General features: G+C 58.6%; 18 protein-coding genes and 1 pseudogene. 7 read left to right on the top strand and 12 right to left on the bottom strand.

Going from position 1 to position 19,982, the window contains the following annotated elements; genetic code table 11:
* Position 1: 1 nt before the first annotated feature.
* A complete protein-coding gene (gene serS / locus A37O_RS0102550) occupies positions 2 to 1,261 on the bottom strand; it encodes a serine--tRNA ligase (protein ID WP_026196067.1) in 1,260 nt (419 codons plus the stop codon).
* A 136-nt stretch (positions 1,262 to 1,397) separates the two neighbouring features.
* Between serS and A37O_RS0102545 the strand changes: the two genes are divergently transcribed.
* The 3 genes from A37O_RS0102545 to A37O_RS0102535 all read left to right on the top strand — a co-directional run bounded on the left by A37O_RS0102545 (position 1,398) and on the right by A37O_RS0102535 (position 3,632).
* Complete coding sequence (locus A37O_RS0102545; protein WP_026196066.1) at positions 1,398 to 2,150, top strand: GntR family transcriptional regulator; 753 nt, start codon at positions 1,398 to 1,400, stop codon at positions 2,148 to 2,150.
* Positions 2,151 to 2,214: 64 nt separating this feature from the next.
* Positions 2,215 to 3,288 carry a septum formation family protein gene (locus tag A37O_RS0102540; protein WP_026196065.1) on the top strand — a complete coding sequence of 358 codons (1,074 nt, stop codon included), beginning with the start codon at positions 2,215 to 2,217 and terminating at the stop codon, positions 3,286 to 3,288.
* Entirely contained in the window at positions 3,285 to 3,632 is a 348-nt protein-coding gene (locus A37O_RS0102535; protein ID WP_018295922.1) for a metallopeptidase family protein, read from the top strand. The genes A37O_RS0102540 and A37O_RS0102535 overlap by 4 nt, the downstream gene beginning before the upstream one ends.
* A gap of 9 nt (positions 3,633 to 3,641) precedes the next feature.
* Here the strand turns inward: A37O_RS0102535 and A37O_RS0102530 are convergent, their stop codons facing one another.
* A complete protein-coding gene (locus A37O_RS0102530; protein ID WP_018295921.1) occupies positions 3,642 to 4,235 on the bottom strand; it encodes a histidine phosphatase family protein in 594 nt (197 codons plus the stop codon).
* Positions 4,235 to 5,164, bottom strand: coding sequence for a prephenate dehydratase (gene pheA, locus A37O_RS0102525; protein ID WP_018295920.1), 930 nt, complete (start codon positions 5,162 to 5,164; stop codon positions 4,235 to 4,237). Before pheA ends, A37O_RS0102530 begins: the two co-directional genes overlap by 1 nt.
* Between pheA and A37O_RS0102520 the strand changes: the two genes are divergently transcribed.
* From A37O_RS0102520 to A37O_RS0102505, 3 genes are all read left to right on the top strand, one after another.
* Positions 5,149 to 5,886 (top strand): CPBP family intramembrane glutamic endopeptidase, encoded by a 738-nt coding sequence (locus tag A37O_RS0102520; RefSeq protein WP_051077939.1) that lies wholly within the window; start codon positions 5,149 to 5,151, stop codon positions 5,884 to 5,886. The genes pheA and A37O_RS0102520 overlap by 16 nt on opposite strands.
* Positions 5,887 to 5,960: 74 nt before the next feature.
* The gene (locus tag A37O_RS16005; protein ID WP_083912567.1) at positions 5,961 to 7,250 is read left to right on the top strand and encodes an LCP family protein; all 1,290 of its coding nucleotides are present in this window, start codon (positions 5,961 to 5,963) and stop codon (positions 7,248 to 7,250) included.
* A 161-nt stretch (positions 7,251 to 7,411) separates the two neighbouring features.
* Positions 7,412 to 7,663 (top strand): hypothetical protein, encoded by a 252-nt coding sequence (locus A37O_RS0102505; protein WP_018295916.1) that lies wholly within the window; start codon positions 7,412 to 7,414, stop codon positions 7,661 to 7,663.
* 85 nt (positions 7,664 to 7,748) lie between these two features.
* Here A37O_RS0102505 and A37O_RS0102500 read toward each other — a convergent pair whose 3' ends face one another.
* From A37O_RS0102500 to A37O_RS0102470, 7 genes are all read right to left on the bottom strand, one after another.
* Positions 7,749 to 8,882: an ABC transporter ATP-binding protein gene (locus A37O_RS0102500; protein WP_018295915.1), complete on the bottom strand. Its 1,134-nt coding sequence runs from the start codon at positions 8,880 to 8,882 to the stop codon at positions 7,749 to 7,751.
* A gap of 45 nt (positions 8,883 to 8,927) precedes the next feature.
* Entirely contained in the window at positions 8,928 to 10,253 is a 1,326-nt protein-coding gene (locus A37O_RS0102495) for an ABC transporter substrate-binding protein (protein WP_018295914.1), read from the bottom strand.
* Between the two features lie 111 nt (positions 10,254 to 10,364).
* Positions 10,365 to 11,294 (bottom strand): carbohydrate ABC transporter permease, encoded by a 930-nt coding sequence (locus A37O_RS0102490; protein ID WP_018295913.1) that lies wholly within the window; start codon positions 11,292 to 11,294, stop codon positions 10,365 to 10,367.
* The gene (locus tag A37O_RS0102485; protein ID WP_018295912.1) at positions 11,294 to 12,244 is read right to left on the bottom strand and encodes a carbohydrate ABC transporter permease; all 951 of its coding nucleotides are present in this window, start codon (positions 12,242 to 12,244) and stop codon (positions 11,294 to 11,296) included. The genes A37O_RS0102490 and A37O_RS0102485 overlap by 1 nt, the downstream gene beginning before the upstream one ends.
* Positions 12,245 to 12,437: 193 nt before the next feature.
* Positions 12,438 to 13,349 (bottom strand): DUF5926 family protein, encoded by a 912-nt coding sequence (locus A37O_RS0102480; protein WP_018295911.1) that lies wholly within the window; start codon positions 13,347 to 13,349, stop codon positions 12,438 to 12,440.
* Between the two features lie 10 nt (positions 13,350 to 13,359).
* Positions 13,360 to 14,073, bottom strand: coding sequence for a glycerophosphodiester phosphodiesterase family protein (locus A37O_RS0102475; protein ID WP_018295910.1), 714 nt, complete (start codon positions 14,071 to 14,073; stop codon positions 13,360 to 13,362).
* Complete coding sequence (locus A37O_RS0102470; protein ID WP_018295909.1) at positions 14,070 to 15,944, bottom strand: pyruvate kinase; 1,875 nt, start codon at positions 15,942 to 15,944, stop codon at positions 14,070 to 14,072. The genes A37O_RS0102475 and A37O_RS0102470 overlap by 4 nt, the downstream gene beginning before the upstream one ends.
* 110 nt (positions 15,945 to 16,054) lie before the next feature.
* Here A37O_RS0102470 and A37O_RS0102465 point away from each other — a divergent pair, with 110 nt between their 5' ends.
* Positions 16,055 to 17,950, top strand: coding sequence for an alpha/beta-hydrolase family protein (locus A37O_RS0102465; protein ID WP_018295908.1), 1,896 nt, complete (start codon positions 16,055 to 16,057; stop codon positions 17,948 to 17,950).
* Here A37O_RS0102465 and A37O_RS0102460 read toward each other — a convergent pair.
* The gene (locus A37O_RS0102460; RefSeq protein WP_026196063.1) at positions 17,874 to 19,547 is read right to left on the bottom strand and encodes an alkaline phosphatase D family protein; all 1,674 of its coding nucleotides are present in this window, start codon (positions 19,545 to 19,547) and stop codon (positions 17,874 to 17,876) included. The genes A37O_RS0102465 and A37O_RS0102460 overlap by 77 nt on opposite strands.
* 263 nt (positions 19,548 to 19,810) lie before the next feature.
* A pseudogene (locus A37O_RS16920) lies at positions 19,811 to 19,982 on the bottom strand (IS256 family transposase); the annotation flags it as partial.

The following is a 19,982-nucleotide window of genomic DNA, read 5'->3' as shown; positions in this document are numbered from 1 at the left end:
GCTATTTGACCGGGGTAATCACGTCTTTACCCATGAGTGGGCGCAGTGCTTCTGGTACAACAACGGAACCGTCGGCCTGCTGGTTGTTTTCCAAGATGGCCACGAGCCAACGCGTGGTGGCAAGGGTGCCGTTGAGCGTTGCCACTGTCTGCGTCTTGCCGTTCTCATCGCGGTAACGAGTGTTCAAGCGACGGCCCTGGAAGGTCGTGCAGTTCGAGGTCGAGGTGAGCTCACGGTAGGTTTCCTGCGTTGGTACCCATGCCTCGGTGTCGAATTTGCGCGCCGCCGAGGAGCCCAGGTCGCCGCCGGCCACGTCGATGACGCGGTACGGGACCTCGACGCTGGCGAGCATATCGCGCTCGAGCTGGAGGAGCTTCTGGTGCATCTCGGTGGCGTCTTCCGGCTTGCAGTAGACAAACATTTCCAGCTTGTCGAACTGGTGGACGCGCAGGATGCCGCGGGTGTCCTTGCCATAAGAGCCCGCTTCGCGACGAAAACAGCTGGACCAGCCAGCGTAGAGAACTGGGCCGTCGGACAAATCGATGATTTCGTCCTTGTGGTAGCCAGCAAGTGCCACCTCAGAGGTACCCACGAGGTAGAGGTCATCGCGCTCGAGGTAGTAGATCTCGTCCGAGTGCTCGCCTAAGAAGCCCGTGCCCTGCATAATTTCGGGGCGGACCAGCACTGGCGGGATCATCAGCTTGAATCCGGCGGCACGGGCCTTTTGCGCTGCCAGCTGCAGCATGGCCAGCTGCATCCAGGCACCATCACCGGTGAGATAGTAAAAGCGTGCGCCGCCCACCTTCGTGCCGCGGGCCATGTCGATCATGCCGAGGGATTCACCGAGCTCAAGGTGGTCCTTGGGCTCAAAGTCAAATGTGGGAGTTTCGCCGACGTGCTCGAGAACGACGAAGTCATCTTCGCCACCGGCAGGGGCACCTTCGACGATGTTAGAAATCTTGTACTGCAGCTCGGTGACGCGGTCTTCGGCGACCTTCTGCTCTGCCTCCGCGTCCTTGACCTTGGACTTTAGCTCGTTGGAGCCCTCCAGCAGCGCCGGGCGATCCTCCGGGGCGGCCTGGCCGATCTTCTTGCCAAAGGCCTTTTGCTCGCTGCGCAGCTCGTCGGCAGCTTGGATGGCAGCGCGACGCGACTCGTCGGCCTCAAGCAACTGGTCGACCAGCGCTGGGTCTTCGCCACGGTTGCGCTGGGAAGCGCGAACAACATCGGGATTCTCACGGAGCATCTTCAGATCAATCACAGTTTCATACACTACCGCCATTGAGCCTGAAGTTTCTTCTGCACCCCAGCAATTTACGGCTTTTCACCCCGTTCCGTGATGTTGAGTACACGCCGTCACCCTACCTGGTCATAACCAGTGCGCTAGAATGGCATATATGGATCACTCACCTCAGGCTTTACCCAAACGGCCTATTACAGAAGGGCCCGCACCTAAACATGCTCAGCTGCGGGAGATCCTGGAAGAGCTCATCAGCACTACCCTCACACCGGGTGACCTGCTTCCAGGGGAACGAGTTCTCGAAGAAACCTACGGGGTTTCACGCATCACAGTCCGTCGCGCCATCGGCGACCTCGTATCCGCGGGACGGCTCCGACGAGTCCGCGGAAAAGGAACGTTCGTGGCTCCGAACCCGCTGGTCAGTAGGCTTCATCTCGCCTCGTTTTCCGACGAGATGAAGGCCCAAAACGTGAAGTCCTCGTCGAAAATCCTGCTCTCCGCCCGTGCCGTCCCGCCCACGATTGTTGCTGAATACTTTGGTACGGATCCGAGCATCCAACACGTCCATCTCCGCAGGCTCCGCTTGGGAGATGGACAGCCTTATTCCATCGACGACGCCTGGTACAACGGCACCTTGGCGCCCGACCTACTTGAAAACGACGTGTATAACTCGGTGTACACATTGCTAGAAAACCAATATCAGATACCGATCACCGAAGCGGATCAAACCGTCAGCGCCGTGTCCGCCGACGAGCAGCAGGCTGCGTTGCTTGACGTTTCCCCAGGTACACCCCTCTTGCACATCGTGCGCCTCGCGCAATCGGGGGACAAGCCCGTGGAGCTATGCTCGTCCGTATATCGCACGGATAGATATCGGCTCACGACGCGGGTTGGTCGCGAGTCTGCCTAGCTTCGGCTCTTTTTCTGTTTAAAGTTGGACTTAGTCACCCTGTCGCAGGCACAATGGAGAAATTATGGCTTCACGATCAACTTGGCGAACGGGAACGGGTGTACGCACCTTGCTCCTTGCTGCGCTCTCAGGAACCGTGGCAATTGGCTCCTACACCCTCGTCGCCGAGGGCGGTGTAGGTTCCGGCACCACGGCGGAATCCGGCACGGAATCGTCGGTAAGCAGTGAACCTGTTGCCCCCTTCACCACCGCCGACCAGGGCGCGTGCCTGACGTGGCAGGTCGATGACCAAGGAGGCGTCACCTCCTTCGAGCAAACGGACTGTAACTCTGAGCACCGTTTCGAGATTTCCGCGCGCGAGAACCTTGCCACCTACCCAACCAGCGAGTTCGGCGCTGACGCCGAGCTGCCAAATCAAACGCGCCAGGCGCAGCTGCGCGAGGAACTCTGCCAGTCGCCGACAGTGCGCTACCTCGACGGACAATATGATCCGTACGGTAAGTATTCGATCGCCCCGATCCTGCCTTCTGCCGAGTCGTGGGCGGGCGGCGACCGCACCATGCTGTGTGGCCTACAGGTCACGGACGAAAAGGGTGTTCCGCAGCCCACCACCGGCCGCGCGGCAGACCAGGATCAGGCCCGCGTCGCCGAGCCCGGTCAATGCATGCGCGTCGATAGTTCCAGCGTGCTCCACACCGTTCCGTGCAAAGACGACCACCACATCGAGGTCACTCTTAAAGAAGACCTCGCCCCCGTCTTCCCGGACAGCACCCCAAGCACGCGCCAGCAAGACGATCACCTCCGCGAAGTGTGTACCCAGGCGGCCATGGACTACCTCGGTGGAGAAGAACAGCTCTACCAGTCCACCCTGCAGCCCTACTGGGGTTCTCTGCCCACCGAAAGCTGGGACGGCGGCTCCCGCACTGTGAACTGTGGCCTGGTCTTCGGCAATGAGGAGGACAGTTTCGCGACGTTGAAGGGCTCCGCCCGCGACGGCCGCGAGGGATTCACCATCGACGGTGAACCTCCAGCCGAGCAGCCCGATCGCGAACCGATTCGTCGTGGACCATCCGCCGAAGCCCCCGCCGGGCAGGAGCAATCCGGTGCCGCGGTAACCCCGGAGGCTCCAGCGCAATGACGCCAGTAAGCGACGAGTTTTTCGAGTCGCTTATCGACGATGCACTCGACGAACTGCCCGAAAATTTCCTCCGGAACATGAAGAACGTGGTTGTCCTCGCGCGCCCCTATAACGAGGACAACCCGAGTCTGCTCGGGCTCTTCGAAGGCGTGCCGATTACCGAGCAGCACTCCAACCACAGCGGGTTTTTGCCCGATGCCATCTTTATCTATAAGGACTCACTCGAGTCGATGTGTCGGGACGAAGAAGAACTGCGCCAGCAGGTCAAAACCACCGTGTTCCACGAGGTTGGGCACTACTTCGGATTAGAAGAACATGACCTTCACCGGCTCGGCTGGGGATAATTTCCGGGGCTAGTACTTTTTCTCGCCCCACCGCACCAGTTTCCACTTGCCAAAATCATCCTGCGGATCAAGCACCACAAAGCGGCAGTTCTGCAGCGGGTTCATCAAGGCAAATGCTGGGTCGATGGACGCTGCTCGCGCGGCAAAAGTCCGAATGGCAGAACCGTGCGTAACCACCACGGAGTCGCGTTCTAGCAGCTCAGAGACTCCGCTTTGGTAGCGCGCAAGGAATTGGGGGAGGTTCTCGCCGCCGGGAATACTCGCCTTCGTATCGCCAGCGAAGAACTTGTGCACCACCGTGTGGTACGCGATATGTGCTTCCTCGCTGCTTTGCATCTCGTGGTGACCTGCCGCGATTTCTTGTAGTCCCGCGACAGCTGGGATCTCATTGAAGTACGTACTAAACGCGAGCGAACCCGTCTGACGAGCGCGCAGAGCTTCCGAGGTCACAACCGAGGACGGACCATATTGATCCATGATTTCCGGTCCAACCTCGCGTGCCTGCTTCTCGCCAAGAGTGGTCAACGCAGCACCAGGCAGTTGCGTATCTAGGGCTTGCTGCACGTTTGAAGTGGTCTGGCCATGACGCAGCAAGATCAGCATTAGCGTCCTTCCCGGGCTTTCCTCACCCATTCTGTAGCGGCTTCGAGGCGCTCCATGTCTCGTGCAAGTGCGTCTTCACGAGAATCCGTAGTACTTGAGGGCCACGAACCCAAAAACGTAATGGAATTGGCACGCAGCCAGAGATTCCTCAGCGCTTCTGCCACCGGAACGTCATCGATATGACCTTCCAAATCCACATAGAAATTATACGTTCTTGCGACTTTTCTTGTTGGGCGCGATTCGATCCGAGACATGCTGACCCCGCGGTAGGCGAATTCCTGGAGCGCTTGAACGAGGGTGCCCGGCTCATTCGGCAGGTCAAACACGACAAAAGTTCGGTCGTGACCGGTACGCTCCGTCGGTTGACCCGCCGGGCCCACCACCACAAAACGAGTCTGCGCAGTAGCCAGATCAGCGATGCCAGAGGCGTGTACCTCAAGGTCAAAGAGTTCCGCCGCTCGAACCGGCGCGGCCGCCACGTCGGCCGTCCCCTCAGCTACCGCTTGCGCGGCCGCCGCATTGGAACTCGCGCTGGTAAACGAGACCTGCGGCATGTTGTCCTTGACCCAGTTCCGTACCTGGCGCTCGGCCACAGGGTGGGTAGAAAACCGCTTTACGTCTGACAAGCTCGTTCCCCGTCGCGTCATCATCGCGAAGCTAATGGGGAGCTCAAGTTCATGAAAGATCTGCACACCTGGCGCTTCGATCAATGCGTCAGTAGTTGCTGTCACCCCGCCGTCGACGGAGTTTTCGATGGCGACCACCGCCCACGCGGCGCGCCCCTCGCGCACCGCATTGAGTGCCGCCGACGGCGAATCTACCGGCAATGTATCAATCTCACCGTCGCCGAAGCACCCGCGCTCGTGAAATTTCCAGAGTGCTTCTTCGGTGAATGTCCCTGCTGGGCCCAGGTATGCCACGGTTGTCATGCCTTTACCTTACAGTGGGCACGGTGAGTCGTATTTCAAAAGAGATCCTCCTGGTTCTCACCATTACTTTCGGCATGAGTGGTGTACGTTCACTGCTTGGGCTTATCGACGATCTGCTGTCCACTACCCCGCTCAACGAACAACAAGAGACGATTTACGACGAGGCCAGCCAGATCGGTTGGCTCGACCTTGCCCTGCAAGTCACCAGTGCAGCTACCTTATTCGCCTGGGGTCTTCTTGCATTGTTTTTGCTAGGCACGTCCATGCCGAAGATGCGCTGGAGCGATTGGGGCTGGGGCGCACTTCTTGCTGCCCTCATTGGCATTCCCGGCCTCGGCCTCTATCTAGTGGCGCTTCAGCTGGGCCTGTCCAAGGAAGTCATCCCAACAACCGACGCAGTGGAAATCCCGGTCCTGCTTTTATGGTCGGCGGCCAATGCATTCGGTGAAGAAGTCGTCGTTGTCATGTGGTTCATGACCAGGCTCAAGCAATTGAAGTGGCCTGCGTGGGCTGCGATCGGGGCCTCGAGTATTTTGCGAGGCTCTTATCATCTCTATCAAGGTATATCCGCAGGTTTCGGAAATATCATCATGGGCATTGTTTTTGGCTTCTTCTACTACAAGACAGGAAAAATCTGGCCCTTAGTTATCGCGCACTTCATCATTGATGCCGTCGCATTTGTCGGCTACCTTGCACTCGATTTAAGCTGGCTTGGTTTATAAACCGGATAATGAACTTTGCCCACACCTGTCACTTGAGCCACATCTCTTAACCATGAAGGGCTACCATATTGAGCATGTCAAGGGGACCTGGATCAAACGACCCACGCGATAACGACGATTACGTCCTCGGACGTGACGGAAAACCGCTGGTAGACCGGTATGGTCGGCCAGTGCGTCGTCGTCAAGCCCAAAAGCCTGCGTCGGAATCATCCCACCGACACGTCTCCCGCGACCCGCACCCCCCTGCCCAGCAAAGCGACCAGACCCGGATCGAGGGCCGTAGCGAAGGCCGCAGCGCGGGAAGGCCACGTCAACAATTTCCACCTGAGCGGCCCCGACAGCGCTACCAGCCACGGCGCGCTCCCTACGAGGAGCGCCGTCGCGAGCAGCAGGTGCCCATGCATGTCTCTGAGCCTCCTCGTCGACGGGGTGGTCAGCAAAGAAATCAACCGCGAAATCCGCGGCGCAGGCGAGGCGGACGTTTAGGCTGCGGTGGCATCATCGCCGTTTTGCTCGTCGCAGTGCTGCTCTTTGGCTTCTGGATGGACGCGCGATTTACGCGCGTTGATGCATTCCCCGATGCCCCAATTGGTAATACGGCCGGCACGAACTGGCTTCTCGTCGGATCTGATTCCCGCGAGGGATTGTCCGAGGAAGAGGCGCAGCGCCTCGGCACGGGCGGTGATCTCGGCAACGGGCGCACCGACACGATCATGATCTTGCACATCCCAACATTTGGAGAGTCGTCCCTGATCTCGGTGCCGCGTGACTCCTTGGTCACCATCCCGGGTTACGGGGAGAACAAGATTAACGCCGCCTTCGCGTTCGGCGGTCCGAAGCTGCTTTCCGAGACCATCGAACAAGAGACCGGACTGCGGATCGACCACTATGCCGAAATTGGCATGGGCGGACTCGCCGGAATCGTCGACGCCATCGGCGGCCTCGAGCTCTGCCCCGCCGAAGCGATCCAGGATCCACTGGCCAACCTCGACGTGCAAGCAGGGTGTCAGGAAATGGACGGTGTGACAGCACTGGGCTACGTGCGGACCCGCGCCACGGCCCAGGGCGACCTCGACCGAGTCGAGCGTCAACGAGAATTCTTCAGCGCGTTGATGTCCAAGGTGTCTAGCCCGGGCACCTTCCTGAACCCGATCCGTATGACCTCGTTGGCGTTTACCGGCACGAAGCTCCTCGTGATTGGAGAAGGGGACCATCTGTGGCACCTCGCCCGGTTGGCGCTAGCAATGGTCGGTGGGGTGAAGTCCGAAACCGTGCCAATCGGCGGCAATATGGATTCCTACGTTGGTGCCGTCTTGCTGTGGGACGAAGTCGCGGCTGAGGAGCTTTTCAGTTCTATGCGCTGACCTCAATCGACGGCTCTTCCGCAGTTCATATTGTTTGGCTAGACTAATCAGTGTACGACCATGAACCCGTCGCCCCGTCCGCATTTATCAGCACCACTTGAACACGCACATTGCTTTTGAGCAGTCGCGTGGCTCAGCAGAATGTAGCGAAGGGAGTTCTCATGAGCACCGCATTTGCAGGAAGTGTCATCGATCCCATCGATGACAAGTACATCGACCAGCGTCAAATGGTCTCTGAGGGTGGCCCGCTCGGTCCGGAGAATTTCCACTCCGATGACAGAGACGGTAGTCAGACACCCGAGGAAGCACTCGAAGACATCGAAACCATCGAAGACATCGACGAGGAATACCAGCGCCAACGCAGAATGGTGTGGGAGGGTGGACCGCTCGGTCCCGAAAACTACCACTGGTAGTCCCCTAATTTTCTGACAGAACTAAAAAGGGAGTTACGGAAACACGCGCCGTAACTCCCTTTTCAGCTAGCTCTAGCCGACTGGTTTAGAGGTAATTCAGGTTGATCTCGGTCTCCGGGTCGAAGAACACAGACTCTCCGACAATCGGACGAACGTAGAGTATGTCGCCCTGCTCAATCGGCTGCTTTCCACCGCGTACGGTGACGCGGTTGCCACGCACCGACACAGGAGAATCTGGAGTCATCATCGGGTTGCAGTATGCGTACTGCTCGGAACCCAGGTGCTCGACGATTTCCACTTCAAGTGGTACAACAGTTTGCTCGGCGGCTGGCTCGTGGTTTACCGAGATGATCTCCCAGTTCTCCGGGCGCACACCAAGAATGACCTTGTCGCCCTTCACCTTCGCTGCCTGCTCAGGTGTCATGCCGAGGTCAACGCGGTGGCCTTCGCCCATGACAGCGCGGCCTTCCTTCACCGTCACCCCATCCAGAAGACTCATCGCAGGCGAACCGATAAAGGTTGCCACGAAGGTATTGCCTGGATTGTTGTACAAGGTGGTAGGCGCATCGACCTGCTGGATGATGCCCGAATTGAGCACGCACACACGATCGCCCAAGGTCATAGCCTCAGTCTGGTCGTGGGTCACGTACACAGTGGTGGTTCCCAGCTCGCGCTGCAGAGCTGCGATCTGTGCACGAGTGGACACACGCAGCTTCGCATCCAGGTTGGACAGTGGCTCGTCCATCAAGAACACCTTGGGATGGCGCACGATCGCACGGCCCATGGCCACGCGCTGGCGCTGTCCACCTGACATTGCGGAAGGCTTCTTATCAATCAGGTCTTCCAGCTGCAGCATCTTCGTAGCGAACTCAACGCGCTCCTGGATAACTGCCTTGTCGGTCTTCATGTTCTCGAGTGCGAACGACATGTTCTGGCGCGCAGTCATGTTTGGGTATAGCGCGTACGACTGAAACACCATGGCCACGTCACGATCCCGGGCACGAGTTTCCGTCACGTCCTTGCCGTCGATCAGAATCTGACCTTCGTCGATTGGCTCAAGGCCAGCAAGCATGCGCAAGGTAGTGGACTTGCCACAACCGGAAGGGCCAACCAGGACCAGGAACTCGCCATCAGTGATGTCGAGGCTGATCCGGCTCACTGCCGGCGGACGAGCAGGATCATAAATACGAGAAGCTTGGCGGAATTCTACCGTTGCCATAGTGCTTCACCGTCCTTTCAATTCAGGCTTTTGGCTTTACGACGATTACAGGAGTGGCTGAACGTCACGGTCGATGGCGGTCTGAGTTTCCTCGGACAGAGCCTCGAAGGTTGCGGTGACGTCTGCCTGGTTCAGGGTGATTTCGTCGAGAGCTGCGCCGATGCGCTGGCCGCCGCCTGGAACAAACACGCGAGCGTAGTCCTGTGGCTGGGTGTTCTCGTTCAGCTGATCGATTGCGGTACGTGCATTTGGATTCTCCTCCAGGTATGCAACCTCGTCAGGGTGCTCGAGTGCATCCTTGCGCACTGGCATGTAGCCGGTGGACTGGGAGAACTTGATGGTGTTCTCGGTGTTGGTCAGGAAGCCGATGAACTTCAGTGCCTTCACCTTGCGGGCATCTGCGATGCCGGATGGGATACCAACGCCTGCACCACCGGTGGCGCACGATGGGCCAGGACCTGGAAGGAAGGTGGTGATGAATGGGACGGTTGCGGTCTCAGTCAGGCCACCGAGAGAACCGGTGGACTGCAGCAGTGCAGCAGCGTTACCGTTACCGAATGCAACGGTTGGATCGGTGGAGATCTCGATGTTGCCGTCAGCGACCTGCTGCTTCAGGAACTCGCCAGCCTCGATGGAGGCAGCCTCGGTGAAGGTTGGGGTCCACTCCTGGGAGTAAGCGCCACCGAATGCCCAGATCATGCCCTGGAAGTACCAGTCGAGGTAGTTCGAGCCGTCTGGAACAACCACGACTGGCTTGTCGTCGTTAGCTGCGCGCAGCTGTGGTGCCCACTCAGCAAATTCCTGCCAGGTCTCTGGACCACGATCGGTAGGAAGACCTGCAGCTTTGAGCACGTCGGTGTTCCAGTACATCAGGCAGGTGGAGCGAGCGTAAGGAACACCGTAGTGACCGCCGTTGAAGGCGTAGTCCTCGCGCAGGGTGTCCACGTAGTCTTCAGGGTTGACCTCAGCCTGGGTCCAGAAATCATCCAGGTTGGTGGTCTGCTGGTTGAGAGCGAAGTTGAACCAGGTCACGTCAGAAGCAACGATGATGTCGGGCAGCTCGCCACCGGACAGTGCTGCGTTGAAGCGCTGGGACAGTTCCTCGTAGTTGGAGCCTGCGGTGATCAGCTCGACCTGAGCGTCTGGGTTGTCAGCGTTCCACGCGTCGACGATTTCCTTCTCCATGTCCTGCGAAGAACCTGGGTGGTTGGTCCAGAACTGCAATGGAGCGCCGCTGTCTTCTGCCTGGCTGCCAGAGCCGCCGCCGCTGGTGCTGCCACCTGCGCAGGCGGTCAGAGCGAGGGAGGAAGCTGCAACTGCGCCAAGGCCCAGTGCGGTACGACGAGAAAGCTGAGCATTCAACGGGTTCATGATGTTCTCCTTTGAGAGATTCAGTGGAAACGGTCCGGGTGAGATGTGGCCGGTCCGGTGATTTGTGGAGCAATGTTGAGCCAGAAGAAGGGATCCCCTGGAGTGACGTGTCTAGCCCTTGACGGCGCCAGCGGTGAGGCCCTTGATCATGTTCTTCTGCAGCAGCAAGAACACGATGATCATTGGCAAGGTGGTCAGGACCGTACCTGCCATCACAGGACCCCAGTTGGTCAGACCTTCCGCGTCCTGCAGTCGGGTCAGACCGACTGGCAGTGGAGCTGTCGCTTCGGTGTCTGTGATCAGGAACGGCCAGAGGTACTGGTTCCATTCACCGACCACGGTGATCAGGATGAAGGCAGACAAGGTCGGCCAGGACATAGGAAGGACGACGCGGAACATGGTGGACCAGAAACCGGCTCCGTCCATCGACGCAGCTTCAAGGATTTCCTTGGGCAGCGACATGAAGTGGTTTCGCATTAGGTAGGTACCGAACGCGACGGCCGCCAGCGGCAAAATAACACCGGCGAACGTATTACGCAGACCCATGTTCGCGATCAGGGAGTAGTTCGAAATGATGGTGATCTGGTTTGGCACCATCAAGGTGGCGATCACCAGGAGGAACAGGATGTTGCGTCCTGGGAACTTCACAAAGGCAAAGCCGTAGGCACTGAGCACGCCGAGCGTTACCTCGATGACGGTCAGTACTGAGGTGATGATGATGGAGTTACGTAGGTAGAGATCGAAGCCGGAGAGCTGCAGAACTCGGACGTAGTTGTTCCACTCCATCGGGTTTGGCCACCAGGTGATGGGGTCCGCATACACGTCGGAGTAGGTTTTCAGCGACGTGATCACGATGAAGTAGAGCGGCACCATGATCACCAAGATGGTGATGATCAGTGCAATGTAGCCAATGATCTTGCCGGCTACCGAACCCTGACCAACCTGTCCGTCTTTACGGCTGCGCTGCTTGTCGGTGACAACTGGTTCACCGTCAACCTGAGAACCCGGTACCGGAGGGAGGGCGGGATTAGCTGTAGTCATTAGTCATTTCCCTTCTCTTGGTAGCGGACCTGGATCGCGGTAATCACCAAGACAACCAGGAACATGATGGTCGCCACGGCAGCGCCGTAACCTGCGCGTCCATCAACGAAGGTTGCTTGGTAGACCTGGTACACCATCGTCGAGGTGCCATTTCCGAATGGGCCACCCCTCGTCATGGCGTGGAGGATGTCGAACACCTGGAAGGAGTTCAGCAAGACCGTGATGGACAGGAAGAAGGTTGTTCCCCTCAGCTGTGGCATGAGCACGCGGAAGAAGCGACGTATCGGCGAGGTGCCATCGATTTCAGCAGCTTCGTCGAGGTCATCCCTGCGGCCTTGCAACGCCGCGAGGTAAATCACGAAAACGTAGCCAACGTTCTTCCAGATGTAGGTCACGGTGACCATGAACAGCGCCCAGTTCGAATTCTGGTAGAAGTTCGGAACCGGGATGTTCACCAAGTTAAGGAAGTACTGAATCATGCCGTACTGCGGATCGAACACGAACTGGAAGGCCACGCCGATTGCAGCACCTGAAATCACATAAGGGGCAAACACAATCGAGCGACCGGCGGAACGGCCGAACAGCTTCTGGTCCAAAAGCAGCGCAAGCGCCAAGCCGATCACCATGGAGCCAGCAACCGCAGCAATAGTAAACACCACGGTGTTAAAAACAACGCGCCCTGTATCTGGTGCGGTGAACCATTCGATGTAGTTGTCAAGACCGATGAAGGTCATGACCGGGGAAGAAATATTCCAGTGGTAGAAGGAGATTCGAATATTGTCGATGAGCGGACGGTAAGTAAAGATTGCCAGCAAAATGAGGTTGGGCCCCACCAGCAGCAATCCCAGACCAACTTGCCCCCAGTTAATTTTTCCACGCGACTTTTTCGAGTTCGCGTATTCTTCACTAACTACGGGCTTATCAGTCACAGCAGGAATTTGACTGGACATGCCTAGAAAAATAGGGCGTTGATCTTACTATTCGGTGAACTTTGGGGGCCAAACCAAATAACTCGGGACGAATTGTATGAAACTCTTCGGAAATGTGTGGGGTTTTCCTGAAACATAAGAAGTTCCCCACGTTTTTGCCTATGCAAAGGGCACCGCCTTCCATCTGGAAGGCGGTGCCTGGGGAACTAGCGTTCTAGATAGTCACCTGACGCGACTTAATGTTTTCGAGCTGGCGACGTTCCTCCGAAGTCAGAGGCTCAGCGTTCGCATATTCTTTTTCGATCTCTTCGCCGAGTGCCTTAAGGGCATCCTCGTAGCTGTTCATGCCGACTTCTGGATCCAAGTCGAACACCGGCACCGTTAAGCCATGCGCGCGGAAGGCGCCGGCGAACTTCGTGCCCTCGCCGAGATTGAGTTCGCCGCGCGCTCCGATACGTGCCAAAGCGTTGAGCAACTTGTTTTCGTTTTCCTCCGGGCGCACCCAGCGGATGTGTGCCTTGCCACCGCCTGGGTTGACCCACCAAATAGCGCCGGTCAGGTCTGTACCAACTTCACGCGAAGGAACGATTGAATCGTTGGCCTGTGCCAACGCCTGCTGAATCTCCGCTGGCACAGCTTCGCCCTCGGCGAACCACCAATTGAAATCATCGTGAGCGACGATTTCAAGTTTCACGTTCTCGTCGAGAAGTTCTGTGATCTTTGGCTGGCTCCCGTCAGCAACGGTGGATTCCAGCGACTCCCCTGGTGCAGCGTTGACTGCCCAGTTCAGTGCGTAGGCAAGATCGCGCCCTGGGTTGTGGGAATGAGACTTGACCTGGAGTGCCACGAGGCGCTCGCCGCCCTGCGATTCATCGCGCACCAGCGCTGCACCGGCACCAGGCAACACGGTGACAATGCTGACTGGGGTTCCGTTGACCTCGACCTTGGCAACCGCGGAAGGAACGAACTCCTGCATCGCAATCAACTGGGTCTCAGCAGCTAGCCCACCGTATGGGCGGGGATCCTTCTGCAGGGCTTCGCGCTCTGCGGCACGCGCCGCAAGCTTCGCCTGACGGCGGCTCATGCCCTCAGGAAGATCTTCTTTTTTCCGGTTCTTCTTCGCCATAGGCACTAATCTACCGCAAGGTCTCAAGCGCCCGTTCAGGGAGGTTTGTCGCCATCACGTCGACACCGTTATCCCTGCACCAGACCATGTCGTCGGCCTCATCGACAGTCCACAAATAGGTAGGCAGACCCTTAAAACCAATCAGATCCTGGTCAATCTTCGCTTCCATCAACGACGGGCCAACACCAAAAGGTTTCGAGGCAAACCGGTGCTGCGGGTTCCAGCGACGATGTTTCGGATTAACCAAGAAATACGTGCGCAATTCAGGAAGCAGGCGACCAAACCGACGAATCGCTAAGTGGGAAAAGGAAATCAGCGAAACCCGAGGGTCCTCGTGCATCGCCGCGTAGCGCAGATGCACGGCTGTTTGTTCCTCCACCTCCGGGCCAAAGCGCGACGGGTGTTTGGTTTCTACGAAAAGTTCCTTGTCAGGGTAATCCTGCATGAGCTCCAAGAGCTCGCTGAACTGCATCACCTGCTGTGGTTCGTCTTCGGTGCCAACATTGAGTTGTTGCAGATCCGCGAAATCCATCGTGGCCACCAGCCCCGAACCGTTGGAGGTACGGTCAACCGTTTTGTCGTGGAAGACGACGAGCTTACCGTCGCGGGTTAAGCGCACATCGCACTCAATGCCCGCGATGGGCAGCTCAAGCGCCTCGACGAATGCCCTCCTCGTCAGCTCCGGGTACTTGCCTGCGTATCCGCGGTGCGCGACGATTTTCAAAGTGCATTCTCCCAGCTAGTGATGCGGCGCAACTGCTGACGGTTCTTCCGCTGAGAACGGCCTAACTTCGCCGACATCTTCTCCAGGATCCGGATGGCGTCGGTGATGTGCGGCCCCTTATTCAGCATGACGCACTCTGCGCGAAGGGCGTAGCCCACATCCGTCATCTCGGCGCGCGAAGGAAGACCGGTCTTGGCCAGATTCTCCAGCACCTGCGTCGCCATGATCACCGGAACGTGCGCGGCCTCGGCCATCTGCATAATCAGTCGTGGAACTTCCGCCATGCGCTCGAAGCCTAGTTCCACAGCCAGATCACCACGGGCAATCATGATGCCGAGGTTGGGGTGGCGCATACCTTCAAGAAGGACGCTGGCCAACTGCTCGTATGCCGGGATGGTCTCGATCTTCAGCACAATGCCCAGGTTGCGTATCCGGTCGGCTTCATTTGGCGACTCCAGCGCCAAGCGCTCCAGCTGTTCCAGAACGAAGGACACGTCTTCTGGAGTGCGGATAAACGACACTGCCGCGATCTCAGCGTTGTGCGCCACGAACTCGAAGGCCTCGAGGTCTTCTGCGGTAAGGCTCGGCAGCGGGATATCAGTATCTGGCAGGTTGATGCCCTTATACGCTGCGAGGTTGGTGCCGGTCTCCTTCGCTCGGGTGATGCTCAAGACTGCCTCGGTGTGTTCCCCGTTCTGGCGTACCTTGGTGACCTCGGCGGCGATCGCGCCATCGTCGAAAAGCACATTGTGGCCGACCTCGAGTGCGCCGACCGCCTCGGGAGCGGTGCATCCGATTGTGGTGGGCCCAGTCTCTGAGACCACTGCAGGTTCCTGCGAGGTAGTCAGAATCAGGGTGTCTCCGGGGTAGAGGCGGATCCTGCGCTCAAGCGGCTCGATACCGGTGATGGACGTGATATCGCCATCGTGCTCAAGAACCGTTGTGTCGGAGACGAAGGCATTCTTCTGGCCATGGGCAATGACCACGCCGTCTTCGCGTACTTCGGTGACCTCGAAGGACCGCTTCTTGCCACGATTATCGTCGAAGGAAATATCTGAACCGACCCGAAGCTGCGACAACCACTCCGCGTTGACCTTGAGATTGAGGCCAGGACGACCTGGTTCCTCGGGAAGTGCAACTTCTTCGGTGCCCTCGGCCGAGAGGTACAGCTTCGCCGGGGTAAGCACTTCGCCGCTATCGGAACGGGTGACCCGCGCGCGGTTAACCGCTGGGCCAGGTTCGATGGTGCCCGTGCGCACCTTTGGTCCTGCGAGGTCCATGGACACCCTGATCTCGCGGCCAACTTCTTCCGCGGCACGGTGCACGTTGTCAATCATCCGGCGCCAGCAATCTTCGCCGTCATGCGCACAGTTGATGCGAGCGAGCTCCATACCAGCGTCAGCGAAACCTTTAACCAGCTGATAATCGTCTGCCGCCTCGCTAGGCAGCGTGACCATAATGCGCGAATGGGTTTCTTCCGACGTTTGGCCCAGCAGGATGTCCGCGTTGGATTCCAAGATATCGTCTGCCTCGGCGAACGCATCGGAGATTTCTTGCTGTGGGTAAGTCAGTTCCTTGCCGGCGAGCGCGTCAAGGACATTGTGTGCGGCCTGCAGCCGCGCCATGACGGCAGGCTCGGTTGTGCTCAGGCGGGTCGCGCCCACAGAGGCGAGGCCGGCCTGGAGCTGCCGAACATCGTGATTACGAAGAGAGGTGTAATGCACCAAGTTCTTCGCACCATTGCGGTGAGTTTCGGCTACTCGGTCAATGACGTCGCTTTGAGACTTTGCTTCGTCGTCCAAATCCTCAATGATGACGTCGAGCTTGCCAATTAGGTCTTCTACAAGAGTTTCGGGGTCCACATCATCCATTGTGCCTGCCCAATCAGGATTTTGCAGTGCAATGGAGTTGACTCTCACCCATCTGCGCACACTGCCCAATAAGAATGCGTCAGTAGTGAAATTCTGTAAGAATGGCCCCTATGAACAAAGTGGCACGAATGGCGCTTCAGGGAGCCTCTGGCGCACTGAAAGCTACCCAATTCGCGCTGGAAGTTTATGCCGACCTCACCCCCTTGATCCGTATGCGTGGCCCGCGCAGGCTGTCGAAAAATATGGGAGCTGGTGTTCTCGGGGCGGAAGTAGCAACGTGGTGGGCGATCTCTCCCTCGCTTTTGCCGCGCAAATGGTGGATTACAGCCGCAAACGTTGCCATAGTGCAAGGTTTCGGGCATGCCGTTGGCACTGGGATCAGCTTCGTGTCGCGCAGGATCCGCCGCAAGTTTAAATTCACCACACCTTTAGATAATGAGCCGAGGGTCAGCACGGCCGTACATGTGGGACTTGCGGCAACGACGGCGGTTGTGACGCTACGTACCCCTGCCAGGCATGAAAAGCAGGTCCAGCTTGCGGCCGAGCGGGAATCGTTCAGTTTGAATGGTTCTATCGTGGGCATGGCTGTGGGCACCGTCGGATATGGGGTGCTGCTCGCGCTCGGTGAAGCCGTACAAAACTGGGTAGACACCACGAATCGCCAACTAGCGCGGTGGCTGCCACCCGTGGCGAGCTGGCCGATCGCCTTGGTCGGCGTCGTCGCCACGCTGTACTTCGCTACCGATAAAGTCGTCCTGCGCCGTGCACTTTCGCAGCTCTATGCCCGGGCGGAAAAGCTCAACCAGGAAGTCATGCCCGGCGCGACCCCGCCGACGGAATCCACTCGCTCCGGTTCCCCAGAAAGCATTGAGAACTGGGAAAATCTTGGGCGCCAGGGCCGCTCGGTGATTGCTGCTGGCCCCCGCATTGATGACATTCGCTCCGTGATGGAAGAACCCGCCCACGAACCGATCCGCATCTACATTGGGCTGACTGAGGGGCGCACTCCCGAGGACCAGGCGAAGCTGGTACTCGAGGAGATGGAACGCACGAACGCCTTCGAGCGGGAAGCAATTGCGATCATGTCGTCGGCGGGCACCGGGTGGCTCAACGATTTTGTGACCAGCCCTTTTGAATTCCTCCTGCGAGGAAATAGCGCCATCGTCGCTATGCAATATTCTTTCCTGCCGTCGGCCGTCTCCTATATCGCCGACCGGACGACGCCTGTGACCTCGTCGCGCGTTCTGATTTCGGCCATTCGCGCGCGGCTGGATCAGATCCCGGAGGAGCGTCGCCCGAAGCTTTATGTCGCCGGGGAATCCCTCGGGGCCTACGGCGTTGCGGATTCCTTTGATTCGCTCGACGAGCTTTTAGAGACCGTCGACGGTGCGCTATTTACCGGCGCGCCGGGCTTTACTCGCCTCCATACGCAGCTGACGAACGACCGGGATCGAGGTTCAATTCAGCGACTCCCTGTGCTCGATGGTGGCCGTCACGTGCGCTTTGTTGCCACGGAGAATCACCTGGAGCACGATTTCCGGGGCGATGATTTCGACAACGACTGGGAGTTTCCCCGCGTGGTCTTCGCCCAGCACGCCTCCGACCCCGTGGTTTGGTGGGACTGGAAGTTGTTTTTCCTGCAGCCGGATTGGCTCCGTGAACCGGGCTCGAGGGGAGTCTCCGCGCCTGCCGCCCAAGACCTTGATGTTTACGACGGCCTGCGCTGGGTACCCTTCATCACCGGCTGGCAGGTTGGACTCGACCAGGTGAACTCCCTCGACTTCCTCCCCGGACATGGACACGTATACCGCTATTCGGTGATCAAGTATTGGGCCGCCGTACTCGATAAGGACATCACCGACGAGCAGGCCATCCGCGTCGCGCAGTGGGTGCGCAAAAATATGGAGCGCGTGCGCAACGAGGAAGTGCCTATCCCAACTGCGATCCGTCAAACGATACAGTCGGGCCCGGGCTCACTGGGGAACCTGCGACCTCCACGTCGTTGACCCGCATCCACGTCATCGACACGCTACTTTCCGTAATAGTTGCTAGCGCATAGCCATGCGCGTCCAGGTCGACGTGGCTGATATGCGGGTTGTGTTCCAGCACGACGCTTTCCGCTAGTTGCGCGAGCTGCGAATCCTGCGGCAACCCCATCAGGTCGTCGATGTTCGGTGCGCTTATCGACGAGCACACGAATTCGGCCGCCACAACCTCGCCGTTGAACTCAATGTGATTGGCCCATTCCGAGTGAATATCGCCGGTGAGAAACACCGTATTGCCCTTCAAGCTGGCTAGGAGCCTTTGCCGATCTGCAACGTAACCGTCCCATTGATCCACGTTGACCGGTGTTCCCCCAAGATCAATACCCACCATATCCGCCAGAGGTTTCGCCACACTTCGATCCAGTGGCTTCAGGTTGAGTGGCGCCATCATGACCGAGGTGCCGATGAGATCCCAGGTCGCCGGGGAATAACTCAGCCGGCCATGGAGCCATGCAAACTGCTCCGAGCCCATGATCGTCCGGCTCGCGTCAGTGCGGCTTGCCGGGAGGAATTGCCCCGGCGCGCTGCGATAAGAACGCAGGTCAAGCATGTGAATCTCTGCGAGGGTGCCGAAGCTGAGCGAGCGGTAGATTTTGCCTCCCCGTGACGGGGACGTGCCCCGCACGGGCAGCCACTCGAGGTAGGCCTGCATCGCGGCATCTCTGCGCGAGTACCAATCCCCGTCGGTCTGGGCGTGGTTTTTGGCTCCGCCTTCCCATGCGTCGTCGGCGATTTCGTGATCATCCCAGGTGACCACCCAAGGCACTGCGCCGTGAGCTGCTTGGAGGGACGCGTCTCGTCGATAAGCGCCGTAGCGTTGCCGGTAATCGCTGAGAGTGCGAATGGTGTGCATCGGCGTGTGCGTGCGCACGACGCCGTGCTTGCCGGGGTACTCGCCCGAGGCGAACTCGTAGAGGTAGTCGCCCATGTGCACCACGAGGTCGATCTCTCCGAGCGCGGCTCGATCGGCGATGTCCTGATAACCCTGGAAATAGCCGGACTCGAAGTTCGCGCACGAGCACACAGCGAGATTGAGCTGGTCAACGGCTTCGGTCGGTGCTGGAGCAGTCTTGGTGGTTCCCACCGGGGAGGTGAAGCCGAGCGCGTGGAAGCGGTAGAAATAGGTGGTTCGGGGGTTCAGCCCGAACGGATCGACATGAACCGTGTGGTCCTGCGAGGCATCCGTGGTTTCCGAGCCGCGGCGCACCACTTGGGTGAACTCGGGATCCACGGCAACTTCCCAGTCCACCTGCACTGGGCCTCCGAGCTGAGAGCCTGGAAGCGCGCCGGGTTCTGGTGTGACGCGAGTCCACAAGATGACGCTGGCTGGGAGCGGGTCTCCGGAGGCCACCCCGTGCATGAACACGCCGTATTCGTCTTGCGAATAGGAGGCGAATTGGTACTGGGTGGCATACGCGTTGTCGCTTGCTCGCACTTCACCCACCAGCTGCGCGGTGTTTTGGGAAGTAGGTAGGGCTGCAGCCGCGCCGACTATCAACGAGGATTTCAAAACCCCACGACGCGAAAACTTTGGACCAGTACGGTTTGCCCGCTGCACACTTGCATTGTCGGGCTTTTTCGGCGCCTTCGCTTGGTTCGTTCGCCAAAGTTCATGCAGGTAAACACATGGTTACGCGCGGGTGGGTTGGTTGGCTGGGGTTGGGGTGGTGTTGGGCGGATTTCACACGGATTTCGCGCCCATTCCGCGCATTTCGCGCCCATTTCCCGAATTGGCTAATTGTGTAGGTCAAGTCCTTTTGAGTGGTGTATCCGCCAGCGGTTGACTCAGCGATGAACTGACCGCTGACGGAACAGGATTCCTTACGCCACCAGAGCCTCCTGACCGTCACCGACAACGACGCCGNCGCCGTCAGCTGCCCGGGCCTTCGCCAGCATCNCCGCCGTCGAGGACAGCATCGCCAGAGGCATGTACCGACGCTGCTGCATCCAGTCCTCATGCTGCTCAGCCAGCACTGCCCCGACCAACCGGACC

The organism is Corynebacterium lubricantis DSM 45231 (assembly GCF_000379425.1).
GTDB classification, from domain to species: Bacteria; Actinomycetota; Actinomycetes; order Mycobacteriales; family Mycobacteriaceae; genus Corynebacterium; species Corynebacterium lubricantis.
The sequence above is the reverse complement of the archived record's forward strand: the minus strand, read 5'-3'. Positions and strand labels throughout refer to the sequence as shown.